14 protein-coding genes are annotated in these 15,166 nt (G+C 60.0%); 5 read left to right on the top strand and 9 right to left on the bottom strand.

Annotated features, from left to right (window positions below; all coding sequences use genetic code 11):
* Positions 1-11 precede the first annotated feature (11 nt).
* A complete protein-coding gene (locus tag NKH16_RS18250; RefSeq protein WP_352900892.1) occupies positions 12-1,094 on the bottom strand; it encodes an amidohydrolase family protein in 1,083 nt (360 codons plus the stop codon).
* 133 nt (positions 1,095-1,227) lie between these two features.
* On the opposite strand from NKH16_RS18250, the gene NKH16_RS18245 reads away from it, so the two are divergent.
* Together NKH16_RS18245 and NKH16_RS18240 are read left to right on the top strand one after the other, a co-directional pair.
* On the top strand, positions 1,228-2,085 hold the full coding sequence (locus tag NKH16_RS18245) for a LysR family transcriptional regulator (protein WP_292653663.1): 858 nt from the start codon (positions 1,228-1,230) through the stop codon (positions 2,083-2,085).
* A gap of 91 nt (positions 2,086-2,176) precedes the next feature.
* Positions 2,177-3,253 (top strand): FAD-binding oxidoreductase, encoded by a 1,077-nt coding sequence (locus NKH16_RS18240; RefSeq protein WP_352900889.1) that lies wholly within the window; start codon positions 2,177-2,179, stop codon positions 3,251-3,253.
* 234 nt (positions 3,254-3,487) lie between these two features.
* Here NKH16_RS18240 and NKH16_RS18235 read toward each other — a convergent pair whose 3' ends face one another.
* The 4 genes from NKH16_RS18235 to NKH16_RS18220 form a co-directional block, all read right to left on the bottom strand.
* Complete coding sequence (locus NKH16_RS18235) at positions 3,488-4,633, bottom strand: LacI family DNA-binding transcriptional regulator (protein ID WP_352900886.1); 1,146 nt, start codon at positions 4,631-4,633, stop codon at positions 3,488-3,490.
* An 88-nt stretch (positions 4,634-4,721) separates the two neighbouring features.
* Entirely contained in the window at positions 4,722-6,251 is a 1,530-nt protein-coding gene (locus tag NKH16_RS18230; RefSeq protein ID WP_352449227.1) for an amino acid ABC transporter permease/ATP-binding protein, read from the bottom strand.
* 76 nt (positions 6,252-6,327) lie between these two features.
* Complete coding sequence (locus NKH16_RS18225; RefSeq protein ID WP_352900883.1) at positions 6,328-7,164, bottom strand: ABC transporter substrate-binding protein; 837 nt, start codon at positions 7,162-7,164, stop codon at positions 6,328-6,330.
* A gap of 181 nt (positions 7,165-7,345) precedes the next feature.
* Complete coding sequence (locus NKH16_RS18220) at positions 7,346-8,182, bottom strand: PfkB family carbohydrate kinase (protein ID WP_352449158.1); 837 nt, start codon at positions 8,180-8,182, stop codon at positions 7,346-7,348.
* Between the two features lie 90 nt (positions 8,183-8,272).
* Between NKH16_RS18220 and NKH16_RS18215 the strand changes: the two genes are divergently transcribed.
* The gene (locus tag NKH16_RS18215) at positions 8,273-9,274 is read left to right on the top strand and encodes an SIS domain-containing protein (RefSeq protein ID WP_352449159.1); all 1,002 of its coding nucleotides are present in this window, start codon (positions 8,273-8,275) and stop codon (positions 9,272-9,274) included.
* A 64-nt stretch (positions 9,275-9,338) separates the two neighbouring features.
* Positions 9,339-10,466, top strand: coding sequence for an NAD(P)/FAD-dependent oxidoreductase (locus NKH16_RS18210; protein WP_352449160.1), 1,128 nt, complete (start codon positions 9,339-9,341; stop codon positions 10,464-10,466).
* Positions 10,467-11,148: 682 nt separating this feature from the next.
* Here NKH16_RS18210 and NKH16_RS18205 read toward each other — a convergent pair.
* From NKH16_RS18205 to NKH16_RS18190, 4 genes are all read right to left on the bottom strand, one after another.
* Positions 11,149-11,586: a TA system VapC family ribonuclease toxin gene (locus tag NKH16_RS18205; protein WP_352449161.1), complete on the bottom strand. Its 438-nt coding sequence runs from the start codon at positions 11,584-11,586 to the stop codon at positions 11,149-11,151.
* Positions 11,583-11,810: a hypothetical protein gene (locus NKH16_RS18200; RefSeq protein ID WP_023679266.1), complete on the bottom strand. Its 228-nt coding sequence runs from the start codon at positions 11,808-11,810 to the stop codon at positions 11,583-11,585. Before NKH16_RS18200 ends, NKH16_RS18205 begins: the two co-directional genes overlap by 4 nt.
* A 343-nt stretch (positions 11,811-12,153) precedes the next feature.
* On the bottom strand, positions 12,154-12,747 hold the full coding sequence (locus NKH16_RS18195) for a DJ-1/PfpI family protein (protein ID WP_352449162.1): 594 nt from the start codon (positions 12,745-12,747) through the stop codon (positions 12,154-12,156).
* A gap of 151 nt (positions 12,748-12,898) precedes the next feature.
* Positions 12,899-13,600: a GntR family transcriptional regulator gene (locus NKH16_RS18190; protein WP_352874306.1), complete on the bottom strand. Its 702-nt coding sequence runs from the start codon at positions 13,598-13,600 to the stop codon at positions 12,899-12,901.
* A gap of 323 nt (positions 13,601-13,923) precedes the next feature.
* On the opposite strand from NKH16_RS18190, the gene NKH16_RS18185 reads away from it, so the two are divergent.
* A complete protein-coding gene (locus NKH16_RS18185) occupies positions 13,924-15,150 on the top strand; it encodes an iron-containing alcohol dehydrogenase (RefSeq protein ID WP_352900877.1) in 1,227 nt (408 codons plus the stop codon).
* The last annotated feature ends 16 nt before the right edge of the window (positions 15,151-15,166 follow it).

Genomic DNA, 15,166 nt, shown 5'->3' with positions numbered 1-15,166 from the left:
CGTCTGCTTCCTCAGGCAGCATTCGCCGCTTGCGCGCGCGGGATGCGCTTGTAAACCTCCAGCGCATTCAGCCCCATGATCTTGCTCTTCCAGGCAGGAGGGATTTGCAGCGTGTTGGCATCGTCATAGTCCCAATGCGGATAGTCGGAGGCAAACATCAGCGTATTTTCGCCGTCCATCGCCTCGAGAGTGGACCAGAGATGCTGAATATTTGCGGGCTGCTCCAGCGGCTGCGTGGAAAAGCGGATGTTGCGCCGGCAATATTCGGACGGCAGCATTTTCAGCCATGGCGTCTCTTTGCGTAGGGCTTGGTAGTCGGCGTCCAGGCGCCACAATACCGATGGCACCCAGGCGACGCCGCATTCGATGACGACGAAGTAGAGGTCCGGCCATTTTTCGAAGACGCCATGCGCAATCATGCTTGCGACATGCGAAATGGCCGACATGTGCAGGATGGCATGGGTCTCCCAGAAGAATGTCGTCGGGGCCGGAGCAATCGCGGTCGAGTTCACGCCGCCATGGCCGCCCAGATGAATGGCAAAGGGCAGCCCGACCTCGGCGCAAGCCTCATAAATTGGATGGTAAAACGGATCGCCATAGGGCTTGACGGAGCCTTGCGAGGCAAGAACCTGAACCATGCGCGGATGATTGCCCAAGCGGCGTATCTCGATGGCCGCGAGCTTCGGATCCTGTGGCGCAATGATGATCGAGCCCACGAAGCGATCGTCCTTCGGCAGCCAGTGGTCGATCTGGTAGTCATTGTAGGCGCTGACGAGAGCGCTGGCATAATAGGGGTTGGCGAGGGTAGACGCCTCGATCGGCTCATCGCCGGTCAGGATCGCCACGTCGACCTTGTACTTGTCGAGGTGTTTTTCCTTCATGATGAGATAGTTGTCGGCTTCAGTTTTCGGACGGACGTCCTTGCGGGAGAAGTCCTGCGGATGAAACCAGGGACGATGGCCATGCGGGAAGGCGCCAACGGGACCTGTTTTCTCGCCTTCGACGAACATGTCCTTCCACAGGCCGGAAAGGTAGGGCTCCAGTACAGTGGCGCTTGACCAGTAATTGTGACAATCGCAGTCGACTATGAACACGTTGCTCAGCTCCGTAGCTTCAGCCTGGTCGATCTGCCGGCCGATTTCACCGCGTCCAGCTTCCGCCTTGAGTATTGTTTGATCAAGCTTATGATCCAGCGCAATATGATCGACTTTTTCGATTGGAGGTAACGTGCAGTTAGATCACATCGAAACCTTTCTCGACATCATCGAGTCGCGAAACTTCAATCGCACCGCCGATCGGCTGGGATTGACCCAGTCGACGATCAGCACCCGGATCAAGAATCTGGAGAGCGCGATCGGGTCCGAGCTCTTCCAGCGCGGGCGCGCCGGTGCTGAGCCCACAGCCGCCGGACGGCGGTTCGAAGCTTACGCCAGGTCCCTGCTGTCGACCTGGTCGCAAGCTCGACACGACGTGCGAGCGTTCAACCGGTTCGAGGGCACCTTGCGCATCGCCGCACAGGTAGGCATGACCCGCTCGGTTCTGCCGGGATGGGTCGAGACACTGTGCCAGGCCCTTCCAAAATCCTCGATCCATGTCGAGTCGGATTATTCGAACCAGATGGTCAGCGACCTAAGCATGGGAAATCTCGATATCGCCGTGCTTTATGCACCTCGTTACCTGCCTGAGATCGCCTACGAGCACCTGATGGTCGAGGAATATGTGATGGTTTCGACGGCTGCCAGAACGCTGTCCGATGTCGACCCTGAAACCTACATTCGCCCGGGCTACACCGCCGTGCTGGAAAAGACGCACGCAGAGCTGCTGGCCGAGTTGGCGATCTGTCGGCTTTCGACGGGATCGGAAACTCTGGCGGAGATCATGCTCCGACGAACGGGCGGCACCTGCTATATGCGTAGCGACGATGCGCGCAGGTTCACTGCTGAACTCCCATCGTTTCTCGTCGAGGGAGCGCCGACGCTGCACCAGCCAGTCCACACCGCGATACTCGCGCGCCGCAAACACGAACCCATCATCCGCAAAGGCATCCGAGCTCTCCAGGTTGCTGTAATGTCACTGGAAGTCTAATCGAAATTACCGATCATAAAGGCAGGATTGCGCGGCTGTTCAGCGGGGTTTGAAGTGGCATCTTGGCTCGACTTCAAACCCGAGTTGACTGATGAATGCATACGCGGCCTTTGCAGCCTCCGGCTTCGTCCCAACAAAGCGTCACCGGCATTGGGCACAGACCACACCGCAGCTTGTGCTCTGCCGGCGCGTGATCGACGAAACGCACGATGTGAAAACATTCGTTCTCACACCCACTTCAGATCGGATGTTCTGCTTCAGCGCTGGCCAGTATGTTCTGGTGCACCTTAGGATCAACGGTGCCGCGGTGACGCGCTCCTACTCCGTTTCGTCACCGCCGACGCGACCGCTCGACCTACAGATCACCGTGAAACGCACGCCGGGCGGGCTCGTTTCGAATTGGCTCCATGACAACTTGAAGCCGGGCGACGGGATCGAGATCGAAGGGCCGCTCGGCTCGTTCAATCTCGACGATCTGCCGCATGCAAAGTCCCTCTTCCTCTCAGGTGGCAGCGGGATAACTCCCGTCATGTCAATGCTGCGCGCATTTACCGACCGCGCAGCCGACCAGGATATCCACTTCATTCATAGTGCGAGAACGCCGGACGACATCATTTTTCGGCTCGAACTGGACGCACATGCCGCTCGCTTTCCCAACGTTCATGTGACTTGCATTTGCAGTCACGGAGACCCGGCCTGGACGGGTCCAACCGGGCGAATTAACAGTGAGATGCTCCTGACCTTGGTTCCCGATCTCCACAGCCGTATGATTTTTGCCTGTGGGCCGGAATCCTACATGAAGGCTGCACGCGGCTGCCTCGATGCAATCGGGCTCGCCCCTTCACAGTATCATGAGGAGAGCTTCGGGGGCGGCAACATTTCGCGTTCGCTATCGGATTCAAAGGTTTCGTCTTCGGTCCGCTTCGCCCGCTCCGGCCTTGCATATCACTGCGCGCCCGGAGAGACCCTGCTGGAAGCGGCGCGCCAATGTGGCGTCTATGTCCCAACCGCTTGCCAGCAGGGAGTTTGCGGTACGTGCCGGATCGCCAAGCTGTCCGGCGAAGTCGTCATGGATGACCTAGGCGGACTGACCTTGGAGGACAAATCGGCAGGCTATATCCTGGCGTGCTGCAGCCGCCCACAAGGCGACATTTTGCTTGATCTCTAATTCTACCCATCGCGGAACGAAATCGGGCAGCCTATGCGTTCAACGACCGAGCCATACTACTGCGACCGCAAGTGATTAGGTTTCGGAACCCGGATGGGCTCGCCCGATTTCTGGCGCAGCTCACGCTGGGCATCGCAAGCGACAAAAGTCCTACCCAGCAATACGCTTGAGCTATCATTCAGCCGTTGCATGGGATCGACCTCGGCACAAAGAGGCGCGGCAATTCGGCTCCAGCTACACCGTCGCGGCCGGATCAGGGGCGTTGCGGTTGAGATGAACCGCAATCGAATTACGGTTCACCAGGCGACCCGCGAGGACACGGTGTTCAAACGGTGCGGTGTCGCCAGCCAGCCTCTTCAAGAGAAGCTCGGCTGCCGTCGCCCCGATCAGATGCGCCGGCTGCGCGATGGCTGTGATACCTTGGGCCACGAACTGCATCCAGTCGAGATCGTCGAAGCAAAGCAGCGAAACCTCTCCTGGAATCGCAAGCTTCAGTGCGGATGTCGCCTCCAGAACGCCTGTCGACATCACACCGTCCGCGGTAAACAGGGCGGACGGCGCATTGCGCATTGTCAGTAGATCGAGTGCCTCCTTTCGTGCTGCCTCGCTGGAATAGACCGCCACGCGGCGGATCAACTGCGGATCCGGCGAAATGCCCGCAGCGCGATGGGCTTCGAGATAACCCAACAATCGTTGCCAGCTTGGATGATGGTAGCGAACGTCGGAGCTGGAGAGATCAGCGTTCGTCACAAAGGAGCCAACATCATCGCGTTGGTCCGGCCCGAGTTCCGCCAATATTCCGATGCGGCTGTGTCCGGCGGCGATGATCGCCGCTATGCTGCTACGCGTTACAGAAACGTTATCGACCACGACCGAATCGGTTTCCATGCCCGCCACGATGCGATCGAACTGCACGACGGGACAGCCGGCCGCGACTGCGTCACGAAGATGATCCGGCTTGTCCAAGAAGGTCGATGAGACGACTAAACCATCGACCTGCTTTTCCAACAGCAGCTGCACCGCCTCTCGCTCGAGTTCGGCATTTTCGTCACTATTCGTAACGATAACCCCGAAGCCGCCACGGCGCGCGACGTCCCCTATTCCGCGCAGCACGCTTGCATAGAATGGGCTTTCGATGTCGCCCACGACAACGCCGATAGTCTGGGTCTTACCGGTGATCAGACCTTTGGCCAGGCGATTGGGTCGATAACCCAGCGCAGATGCTGCGGCGCGCACCCTCTCCTGAACCTCGGGGCTGCTGTAGCCGTAGTCACCAAGCACGCGCCCAGCCGTGGCAGAGCTCACTCCAGCCCGGCGAGCGACTTCGATGATAGTTGCGTTTTTGGATCTTTGAGTCACCCAGCAAGTCCCGCCGACCATGCAACGTCGTGGCGACGAACTAGCGGCAGTTAGGCACGCCCCGCAAGGCCGAACACCGTAGAACCCGCCGCTGCGCACACCATTTGAATCATAGCACCTCCGACAGAAAGCGTCGAAGACGAGGGCTCTGCGGATTGTCGAATAGGTCTTCTGGTCGGCCTGCCTCGACGATCCGGCCCTCGTCCATGAACACGACCTGGTTCGCGACCTTGCGAGCGAAATTCATCTCGTGTGTAACGACCACCATCGTCATCCCGCCCCGCCCGAGGTCGGCCATCAAGTTCAGGACACCTTTGACCAATTCTGGATCGAGGGCGCTGGTGACTTCGTCGAACAGCATAATTTCGGGTTCGAGGGCGAGCGCACGCGCGATGGCCACCCGCTGCTGTTGCCCGCCCGAGAGATTGGCCGGCCGATGGTCCTTACGCTCCAGCAGTCCGACTTCATTTAGCCTCGCCAAGGCCGCGTCATTAGCCTCCTCGCGCGACATGCGTTTAACTTTGCGCAGCGCCAAGGTGATGTTGGCGAGCGCGCTACGGTCGGGGAATAGATTGAACTGCTGGAAAACCATGCCCACGCGCCGCCGGAGTTGGTCAGGGGTCTGCTTGTAGATGCTTTCGCCATCGAGCAGAATGTCACCGGCTCGACACTCTACGAGACGGTTGAGGCAGCGCAGCAAGGTCGACTTGCCCGATCCGGACGGACCGATGAGGCAGGTGACGGTCCCGGGCTCCACTTTCAGACTGACGTCATGCAGCACCTGGACGGCGCCGTAGGCCATGTCGATATTCTTGACCTCGATGCCGCCACCCTTGAAGCGTGTGGGCGCTGCTGCAGGCAACGTCGCTGCTCCCGGCACGACGGCTTCGGCAAGCTCGGCGACTTCCTTGAGGCCACTCTGCACGGCGGTTATTCGTTTGCCGACGCGCATGCGCGCGTCGATGTAGTTGACGAGATGGGTCAGCGGCACCGTGATCACGAGATAAAACACGCCGGCCAGCAACAGCGGCGACAAGTTGCCGGTCAGCACAGCCTGGTCCTGGCCGACGCGGAACAGTTCGCGTTCGGAGGCGAGCAGACCAAGGAAATAGACCAAGCTGGAGTCTTTGACATTGCCGATGAACTGGTTGACCAGTGCAGGCAGGACGCGACGGATGCCTTGCGGGATCACCACCAGGCGCATGCCTTGGCCATACGTCATACCGAGAGTGCGCGTGGCGTCGATCTGACCCCGCTCGACGCTCTGAATGCCGGCGCGGAAAATCTCCCCGATGTAGGCGCCGGCGATCAGGCTGAGCGCCAGAATGCCCAGCGGATAAGGCGATGGACCGAACAGATCTCGGCCCAACCGCGCGAAGCCTTGGCCAATGATCAGGATTGTGACAATGGCAGGAAGCCCACGGAAGATATCGGTGTAGACTCGGGCGAGGAGTTTCAGCGGCCGGTTCTCGGAAATCCCCATGACTGCGAGGACGATACCGATCAGCGTCCCGAAAAACGTCGAGGCAAGGGCCAGGATCAAAGTGTTCTTGAGGCCGACCATCACCATGTTTGGCAGAACTTCTGCCATCGCCTGGAAATCAAGGAAGCTGCGGGCGAAGGTATCGAACCAGCTCATATCAAGGCCATCTATAACTCGGCCGGGCACCGTTGCTGACGGGCCCGGCCGGAAACGAAAATGAATACGCGCGAATTTACTTCTTGGGCAGATATTGATCCGGCATCGGAGTGCCCGGGAACCATTTCTCATGCAGCCGTTTCCAGGTGCCATCGTCCATGGCCTCGCGCAGCGCCTTGTTGAGCGCCTCGCGGAAGGCATCGTTGCCTTTCTTGACCACGAACCCGGCCGGCGCATCGAAGGACGGCACGTTCATTGTTATCTTCAGGTTCTTATAGCGCTCCACATACTGCTTGGCGGACTCATAGTCAGTGAAATGGCCATCAATCGTGCCGTTATTCAGCGCCGCCACCGCCGTGTTGTTGTCGGGAAATTTGACAATGTCGCCCTTGAGGTTCTTCTCGGCATAGATTTCCTGCAGCGTTCCCTGGATCACGCCGATGCGCTTTCCGGCGGTGCTCTCATTGCTCGCCAGTGCTGGATCCGCCGAAATGATCGACAGGTAGCCGGCGAGATAGCCGTCGCCAAAATCCACGGTCTTCTTGCGCTGCGCCGTTGTGCCGATGGCGGCGACAGCGACGTCGAAGCGGCCGTTGGCAACGGACGGCAGCAGCGCCGAGAATTCCTGGCCGGTGAAAACGACCTGCTCCTGCTTGAACCCGAGCCGGCGCGCCACATCACGGAAGAGTTCGGCGTCGAAGCCGGTGAAGTTACCGTTGGCGTCGGTGAAGACATAGGGTTTCGCATCGCCCATGGTTCCGACGCTGATCACCGTCGGGTCGATGAGGTTGTAGGGGTTGTCGGCCGCGTTTGCCTGCGTTGACGAGGCCAACGTGCCAAGTCCTGTCAACAGCGCGATCGTCAGCGCCAGACCGGATTTCACAAGTTGGCGCCTGCTCGAATTCGTGTGCATGTCTTCTCCTCTTACGATTGGCCGAACTCGGCCCTGCGATCCCACTCGACGTCTCATCCATCAAAACGCTCTTAGGTGGCGTTTTGGTCAGACAGGTGAGAACGTTATCATTTTCTGTAGCATTGTCCATTTCTCGCGTCAATTGTTTCGGAGAGTTTCGCAGCTAGATGGTTTTCCCGTCTTAAGCGTGGGGGATCTCCGGCGTCATCTTTCCTAAGTCGATTGCTGTCGCATGGCCGATTGCCCCGTAGTACCGGCAGGTAGCAGCCGCCGCGTCCGCGGCATGACCAAGGATGTCTTGAGGCGCCTCTTTCTTAAGCAGGCCGAATAGCGTTCTGGCGATGAAGGTGTCGCCCGCGCCCAGGGTGTCGACGGGTTTGACCAACCGCGCCGGGGTTCGGTAAGAGACGGTGTCGCCGTGAAGCACCGCGCCGGCTCGACCACGAGTCACAAGAACCCACTTTGAACCACATGCAAGCAATTCGGCCGCGATTGCGGCCAATTCCTTGTCGTCGAGACCGTCACCCGAGACACAAGCCAGATAGCAATGGGGTCCAATCTCGCGTCGATGTCCCGGTTCCCGTCGCGTGGAAAAATCATAAGACAACAGTGACTTACTTGATACAGTGGCAACCCACGGGTCCAAACCGCTGGACTGGCCGATGTGGACGGCCTGAAAGCCCGAGAGAAAATCCAGATCTTCTTGCGTCGGCGTAAACACCGAAACTCCGAGATCGAAGTCCAGGAAAATCCGATCGGCGTTGCGGTGACCTATGAGGCAGTAAGCGGTCGGTCCCTCGAGGCGCCGTAATCGGGTGATGTCCACGCGCTCCGACGCCAGTGCAGTGCAGATAAGGTCCCCCGCCCGGTCTTTGCCGATCGCTCCGACATAGGCCGATCGCCCGCCGAAGCGGCTGACATAGACCGAGACATTGAGGCAATTTCCACCAGGATACATCTCGCCGCGAGCAAGATAACAATCGACCACGTTATCGCCTATCGCGGCAATCTTGACCATTGCAGGACTTTCAGTTTAAAGGGTGTGATAACGTTCGCACAATGGCTGCCCACCTGTCAATGTGGGCCGGCCAACGAGACGAGGAAGCTCATGATTTCCGCCCTGCCCGCCGACGTGGAACGCGCTCTGATCGCTACGGCGGGCACGCAGTTTTCGCACCTATTCCTCGTGGCATGCGGCGGTTCGCTCTCGATCATGATGGCAGGCAAATACTTCGTCGACCGTCACAGCGGCACATTCGCCTGCGACATCTACAACGCGGATGAGTTCGTCTGCCGAGCTCCGCGACGGTTGGGACCTGACGCGCTCGTTGTCCTTTGCTCGCAGACCGGCACCACCCGCGAAACTGTGCGAGCGGCCAATTATGCAAAGGATCGAGGCGCAACGACAATCGCCATGACACTCGACCAGATATCGCCCCTCGCGCTGGCGGTCGACCACGCAGTCGCCTACCAGGCCTCCTACACGACGGGCAAAGCAGTCGATTCAGCCTGCAGCAACTACGGCGTGCTCTACATGTTGCTCGCCGGCCTGATCGATGCTCGGGAGGATGCCGGGCTAACTGCCGATCTGCTGAGGAGCCTGAGCCATCTTCAGCCGGCGATCGAGCGTGCGCACCGGACCTATGCCGACCGGTTTCAGGCCTTCGCCCCCCGTTTCGCGCCGCGCAATGCGATCTACACTCTGGCCAGCGGTGCCAGCTATGGTGCGGCCTATTCGTACGCCATCTGCGTGTTGATGGAGATGCAGTGGTACGACTCGCAGGCCATACACGCCAACGAGTTCTTTCACGGCCCATTTGAGGTGGTCGACCGGGACGCTTGCTTCGTGGTCTTAGTGGGTTTGGACGAAACGCGGAGCCTTTCCGAACGGGCCCGCGATTTCCTTTTCAAGTACGGCAGCCGGGAAAACATCCTGGTGCTCGATGGAGCGGAACTCGACCTTCGCGGTATGTCCGAACACATCAAACCTTATCTCGTGCCCTTGGTCTTCTTCGACACGCTTTGGCGTTTTGCCTACGAGCTGGCCGCCCTGCGCGGCCGGCCAATGCTTGATGGCCGGCGCTACATGAAGAAGCTCACCGACTATTAGTTCCGCCGCGCTCTGCAGCCATCCAACAACTCCCAGCCCGGCTTCTGCGAAGAAGGATTTCCCTATGACTGCATCTGCAAAACCGCGCCAAGTCGTCGTTGTCGGCGCAGGCATCTTCGGCACCTCTTCCGCGCTGCACCTCGCTCGTCTTGGCTTTGATGTAACCATTGTCAATGACGGCGCGCCGGCCAACGGTGCATCCGGCCGTTCACTTTCCTGGCTGAACTCAGCGCGACGTGCCGACACTGCCTATCACCGCTTGAGGCTTGCAGGCATCGACCGTTATCGGACCCTGGCGGCCACAAGACCGGAAACCGCGTCGTGGCTTCGCTTTGACGGCGGCCTCACCTGGGATGCGGATGATGAGGCGAACCAGATCGCGTCCATCTGCCAGCTGGAGCAGGAAATTGGTTATGACGCGCTTCTGCTCGGCCCTGCCGAAGTTGGTGCAATGACGCCCGGCGTCAATGCCAATGCAATCACCCCGCAGGGCGCAATCTTCAATCCTGGCGAAGGATGGGTCGACCTGCCCTCCCTGATCGATCTACTACTCAATGAATTCCGCTCCCGCGGCGGCAAGCTTATCCAGGACGCTGGACGCGTGCGGATAGATGCCACAGGTGGTCGCGCGCGTGGCGTCATCACTGCCGATGGTGCGCCGATAAAGGCGGATGCAATGGTCCTTGCCGTTGGGCCAGCGACGCCTGTCATGCTTGCGGAGATCGGCGTCCGTGTCCCCGACGCCACGCCGATTTCACTTCTTTTGAAGACCAAGCCGACCAAGACCGAGCTCCGTGCCGTGCTGAATACGCCGCGCGTGGCAGTGCGGCCGACGCCGGATGGCGCATTTGTTTTGGATTCGGCATGGTCGGAGGAAGAAGTCGTGGTCAACCCGGACGGCACCTACACCGTGCACGACAAGACCATCAAAGGACTACTCGACGAGGCCAGTGCCGTGCTCGACGGCAATCCGCGGCTCCAACTCGCTACCTATGCTGTCGGCCCGAAGCCTATCCCCGGCGACGGCGAGCCGGTGCTTGGCTCAGTCGAAACCGTCGCCGGTCTTCACGTCGCCTTTAGCCACAGCGGCGCCACGCTTGGACTCATCGTCGGCGAATTGCTTGCCAAAGAAATCGCCTCCGGCAATCCGCACCCGATGCTTGCAACCTTCCGCGCCAACCGTTTCAGCTGACAGGGCATCGCGGCCGAGGTCGAACTGGCCAGATGGGCCGCGGGCCTGGGGAATCCTGGCAAGGTCGCTAAACAGCGAATTTCTGCCTCTTGCAGCTTCAACGTTGGACCGAGGGTGGTCAAGGCCAAGAAGCTGAGGTGCCCGGAGGAGCATCTCCAACCCGAATCCGAGCGTGAACTCGGCCGCGCCAGCCATCGAGATGAACACGTCCCGCGGCATACCGAAGGTCAGAAACGGCTTATCTTCGACCAGCGGGTAGAACCACTCCGGATAGGCTCGATGTCGCGAGGTCCTAGAGGTGGTAAGGTGGGACACGAACGTGCGGCGCGTCTGTCTGGCGCCAGTCTCGAAAGTATTGGCGACTACACCGCCAGCGCCCCTGAGCACCGATGTCTTGCAATGGATCACCCAGCAAACATTCGTCGCCAAGAAACAACAGCTTCGCTTCGTAAGCCGACGCATTGTACCAGTCGCAGGCAGCCGCGCAACGGTTCAAGCCCGACCTTGACTGGAAGCTGGAGAACGAACCATCCAAGAGGGGCGGCATGTTGAGACACTCGTGGCCTTGGACGAACGGTAGCGCATTGCGCCTGAGCGCACCGGCCTGATGGTGCTGCGCGGCTATGCCTATCTCAACCTGCGCGGTTCGGCGATGCAGAACAGACAAAAAGAGCCTGGCGGTCTACCTTGTGGGAATCAGGTGCAGTGCAGACCTCCCGCCCTTCACGGCCGCGACTGACAGCTTGCGGTCAAAGCTCGCAAGTTGGCCGCCACGCGCCTTGGCGAGCGCGAGAAGATACGTATCCGTGACCTGTGCCGAGGTCAGGATTTTCGCTGCATCGATGTCGCCCGAGCCAACCAGGCTCACATCGTCGGGCCAGAAGCTGTGCCCGTGCAGAGCCCGCAACTTGGTAACGATTTGCGCAACGACGGCGGGCGAGCCGGGAGAATTGGGATATCTTTGGTTGCCGACGATGCGCAGGACGCCGTTTTCGGTGATGGGACACGTAGCCCATGCGGCGTTGCCGGCCTGTTCGAACCAGTCATGCGCGTCGTCATGGGCGACGTGGCCAGGATCGATCAGTGCGATCAGCACATTGACATCGAGCAGGAACGTCAAGGCAGTTCGTCTCGCAGGGCATTGACCGTCTCAAGCGTGACAGGCGGTGCATCCGGCCGAGGCGACAGTAGAGGAATCCCGTTGCGCTCGCCGCCGGCTTGAGGCCGGCGCAGCGAGCGCCGGGCGAGATCGGTGATGACCTCGCCGAGGCTGCGATCCTGCTGCCGGGCGATGGCCTTGGCCGCAACCAGGACGTCGTCATCGATCGCCAGTGTGGTTCTCATGTCGCCCTCCTGGTGCGCATCAATCATCACGCATCATATAGAGCAGCAACGTCGGGCACTCAAGCGGTGCGACTTCCGACAGCGGTGCGACTTCGTAGCGTCGTAAGCAGATGAGTTGTCCGGATTAGGTAGCAGACGAGTTGTCCGATCACTCGTAAGCGAGTTTGGTTTCCCTCACCCTTTGACTACCGACAAAGTTGCGCAGGGCCGAGGGGACCGTTATGGCCGCGCTACCTAAGGGACGTGCCTTCCGGAAGCTTATCAGCTCGGGAGACTATCGGCAGAAGCTACGGAGGCTGCAGCAAGGACCGACGCACCCTTTTGGATGCGTCGGAGCAAAGGTCTACGCGTGGCGGATTTCCGTTCCCAGCACCTTCAAACATTCGCGAATGAACGCTGCAAGGGCCGTCCAGCCCTTTGCCGAAACCATCGTGCCATCCACATATGCCTCCGTTGGAGACAGGTCGATATAGGTGCCGCCCGCAAGCGTCACTTCGGGCTCGCAAGCCGCCAGTGCGCCGACCTTCTTGCCACGCACGACGCCGTCCACCGCAATCAGGATCTGCACGCCGTGGCAGATCGTGAAGATCGGCTTCTTGGTTTCGTGGAAGTGGCGCACCATCGCCTGTACGCGCTTGTCGGTGCGGATGTATTCGGGGCCACGGCCGCCGGCGCAGTAAACAGCGTGGTATTGGTCGAGCTGTTTTTCAGCGTCGGAGAAGGTCTTGTTGATCAGCGCATAGTGGCCGAGCTTTTCGGTGTAGGTTTGATCGCCCTCGAAATCGTGCAGCGATGTTTTGATCAGGTCTCCGGCGCTTTTGTCTGGGCACACGACGTGGACGGTGTGGCCCACCGCTTCCATCGCCTGCTGGTAGACGAAGATTTCGTATTCCTCGGTGAATTCACCGGTCAGCATCAGGATCTTTTTGCCTGGCATGGTACTTCCTTTCCTGTGACAACGGCCGGGCGAGACCTGTACTCGCCTGGTAGGTTTGAGTTTCTAGAAGGGTGAATCGGGGAAGTAGTCTTCGTTGGCACTGGCCTGCGTGATGACCGTCAACGGCGGGTAGGGCGACATCGGGACAGTCTCAGTCGAACGCCAGCAACAAACGGTCGCGGGAATGCTCGATATGGCGACGCATCGCCTGCTCGGCAGCGGCAGGATCGGCCGCAGCGAAAGCAGCCAGGATGGCCTCATGCTCGTCAAGCGCCTCTTCGGTGACGCGCGAGTGGAACATCAGGCGAAATATGTGGAAGTGGGTATGCTGGTGCGCCAGCGTCTCGCGCACGAGTTCGTTATTGGCGAATTCCATGACCTTGTCATGGAAAATGGCATCCTGGCGGGCGAAGTTGGAATACCGCAGCCGCTCGTCCTTGCCCTCACGGCGCGCCATGACGCCGGCCGATTTCTGAAGCTGTGCGAGCTTTGCCTCGTCCATGAGCACCGCTGCCTTGGCTGCACCATGAGGCTCGAGCAGCAGGCGAAGCTCGTAGAGTTCATCGAACCGTCGTTTCGTGATCTGCGGCGCAGCGCGGTAACCGATCAGATGCGTCTTCAGCACCAGGCCTTCGCCTTCGAGCCGGCCGAGCGCCTCGCGGATCGGCGTGTGGGATACGTTGAATTCCTTGACCAGGCTGTCGACGGTGATGCGCGAGCCCGGCGCAATCTTCAGGGACATGAGTTGCGCAAAGACCGCTTCGTAGACGTCCTCAACCAAGCTGCTGGAGCGCTGGATACGTCCGCCGGCGGGGTTCGCTTCGTCTACACTGGGTAAGTTCATGGGCTGCATTTTTTGCCTCTTGACACATCAAGTTGCTAACACGATGCTCCGGCCAATGCAATCCTATATCCTATACGATTTTATAGAGGATATTATTTGAGGCCGTTTCAAGACAAAGCCATGGCGCTTGCGGTGGTCCTGCTGGAACAGCGTGCCGCCCTGGCAGCCCGTGCTTCCTCACCTGCTGAACGGACAGCCAGCGTTGCGGGCGATGGTTCGGCACGTCGATACGCAACCGCGTTGCGAGACGCGTTTTACATAGAACCCGGCCTTTGGGCCGAGTTGAACGCCATCTCGCATTCCAATCCAGTCATCATCACAGGATGCAGGTCATGAGCCTTTTCGCTGCCCTAAGGCTGCCGCGCGAAATCCTCTTCGGGAACGGCCAACGCCACGTCATTCCGGTTGTCGCGGCGAGGCTCGGGCGTCGCGCACTCGTCTGCACCGATGAACGTTTTGCCGCAACGGGCCCGTTCGCAGAGATTGTCACGGGGCTGCGAGCCGCCTCGATAGACGTACTGGTGCATGATCGTGTGCTGCCCGACGTTCCTCGGGACACCGTTGCCGTCTGCGTCGAGGAAGCACGGAAGTTCGCGCCCAACGTGGTGATCGGCATTGGCGGCGGCAGTTGTCTCGACATGGCCAAATGCGCCGCGCTGCTCATCAGTCACGGCGGTCGGCTCCAGGATTACTACGGCGAGTTCAAGGTGCCCGGCCCGACGCTGCCGCTGATCGCGGTGCCGACGACAGCCGGCACCGGCTCTGAAGTCACCCCGGTTGCCGTGATCTCGGATCCGGATCGCACGCTGAAGGTCGGCATCTCCAGCCCGTATCTGATCGCGGCCGCAGCCATCTGCGATCCTGAACTGACGATGACATGCCCGCCGGCATTAACCGCGATCGCAGGCGCCGATGCGCTGACGCATGCAATCGAAGCCTTCACCGCCGCCAGGCGCGGAACCGATCCCGGCCTTCCGCAGAAACATGTCTTTGTCGGCAAAACCGCCTTGACCGATCACTTCGCCCTGCTGGCGATCAAGCTGCTTGGCCGAAGCCTTGAAACGGCATACCGCCGGCCGTCCGACGAGGACGCCCGGGCCGACGTCATGATGGGTGCACTTGCAGCCGGCTGCGCGTTCGGAACGGCCGGCACAGCGGCAGCGCACGCCGTGCAATATCCGGTTGGCGCGATAACCCACACCGCTCACGGATTGGGTGTCGCCACCATCCTGCCATTCGTCATGAAGTACAACAGAACAGCCGCAGCGGCCGAGATGGCCGAGATCGCCAACGCGCTCTGCCTCGATGGAAAAGGCCGGACGCCCGAAGAGTTGGCCGACGCGACCATTGGCGAGGTCAGTCGGCTGTTTGGGGCAATCGGGATCACCCCCACGTTGGCCGAGCTGGGGCTGCCTGCCGACAAGCTCGATTGGACGGCGGAACAGGCGATCGGTATCGAGCGCCTCATCAAGAACAATCCGCGGCCATTCGATTTGAGGTCCATGCGACGTCTGGTCCAGGCCGCCTTTGATGGCGACCTCGCCAGCTGCGTCATGTAAACAATCGGGAATATCG

It is taken from the genome of Mesorhizobium sp. M1307, assembly GCF_040318155.1.
Classification (GTDB): domain Bacteria; phylum Pseudomonadota; class Alphaproteobacteria; order Rhizobiales; family Rhizobiaceae; genus Mesorhizobium.
The sequence above is the reverse complement of the archived record's forward strand: the minus strand, read 5'-3'. Positions and strand labels throughout refer to the sequence as shown.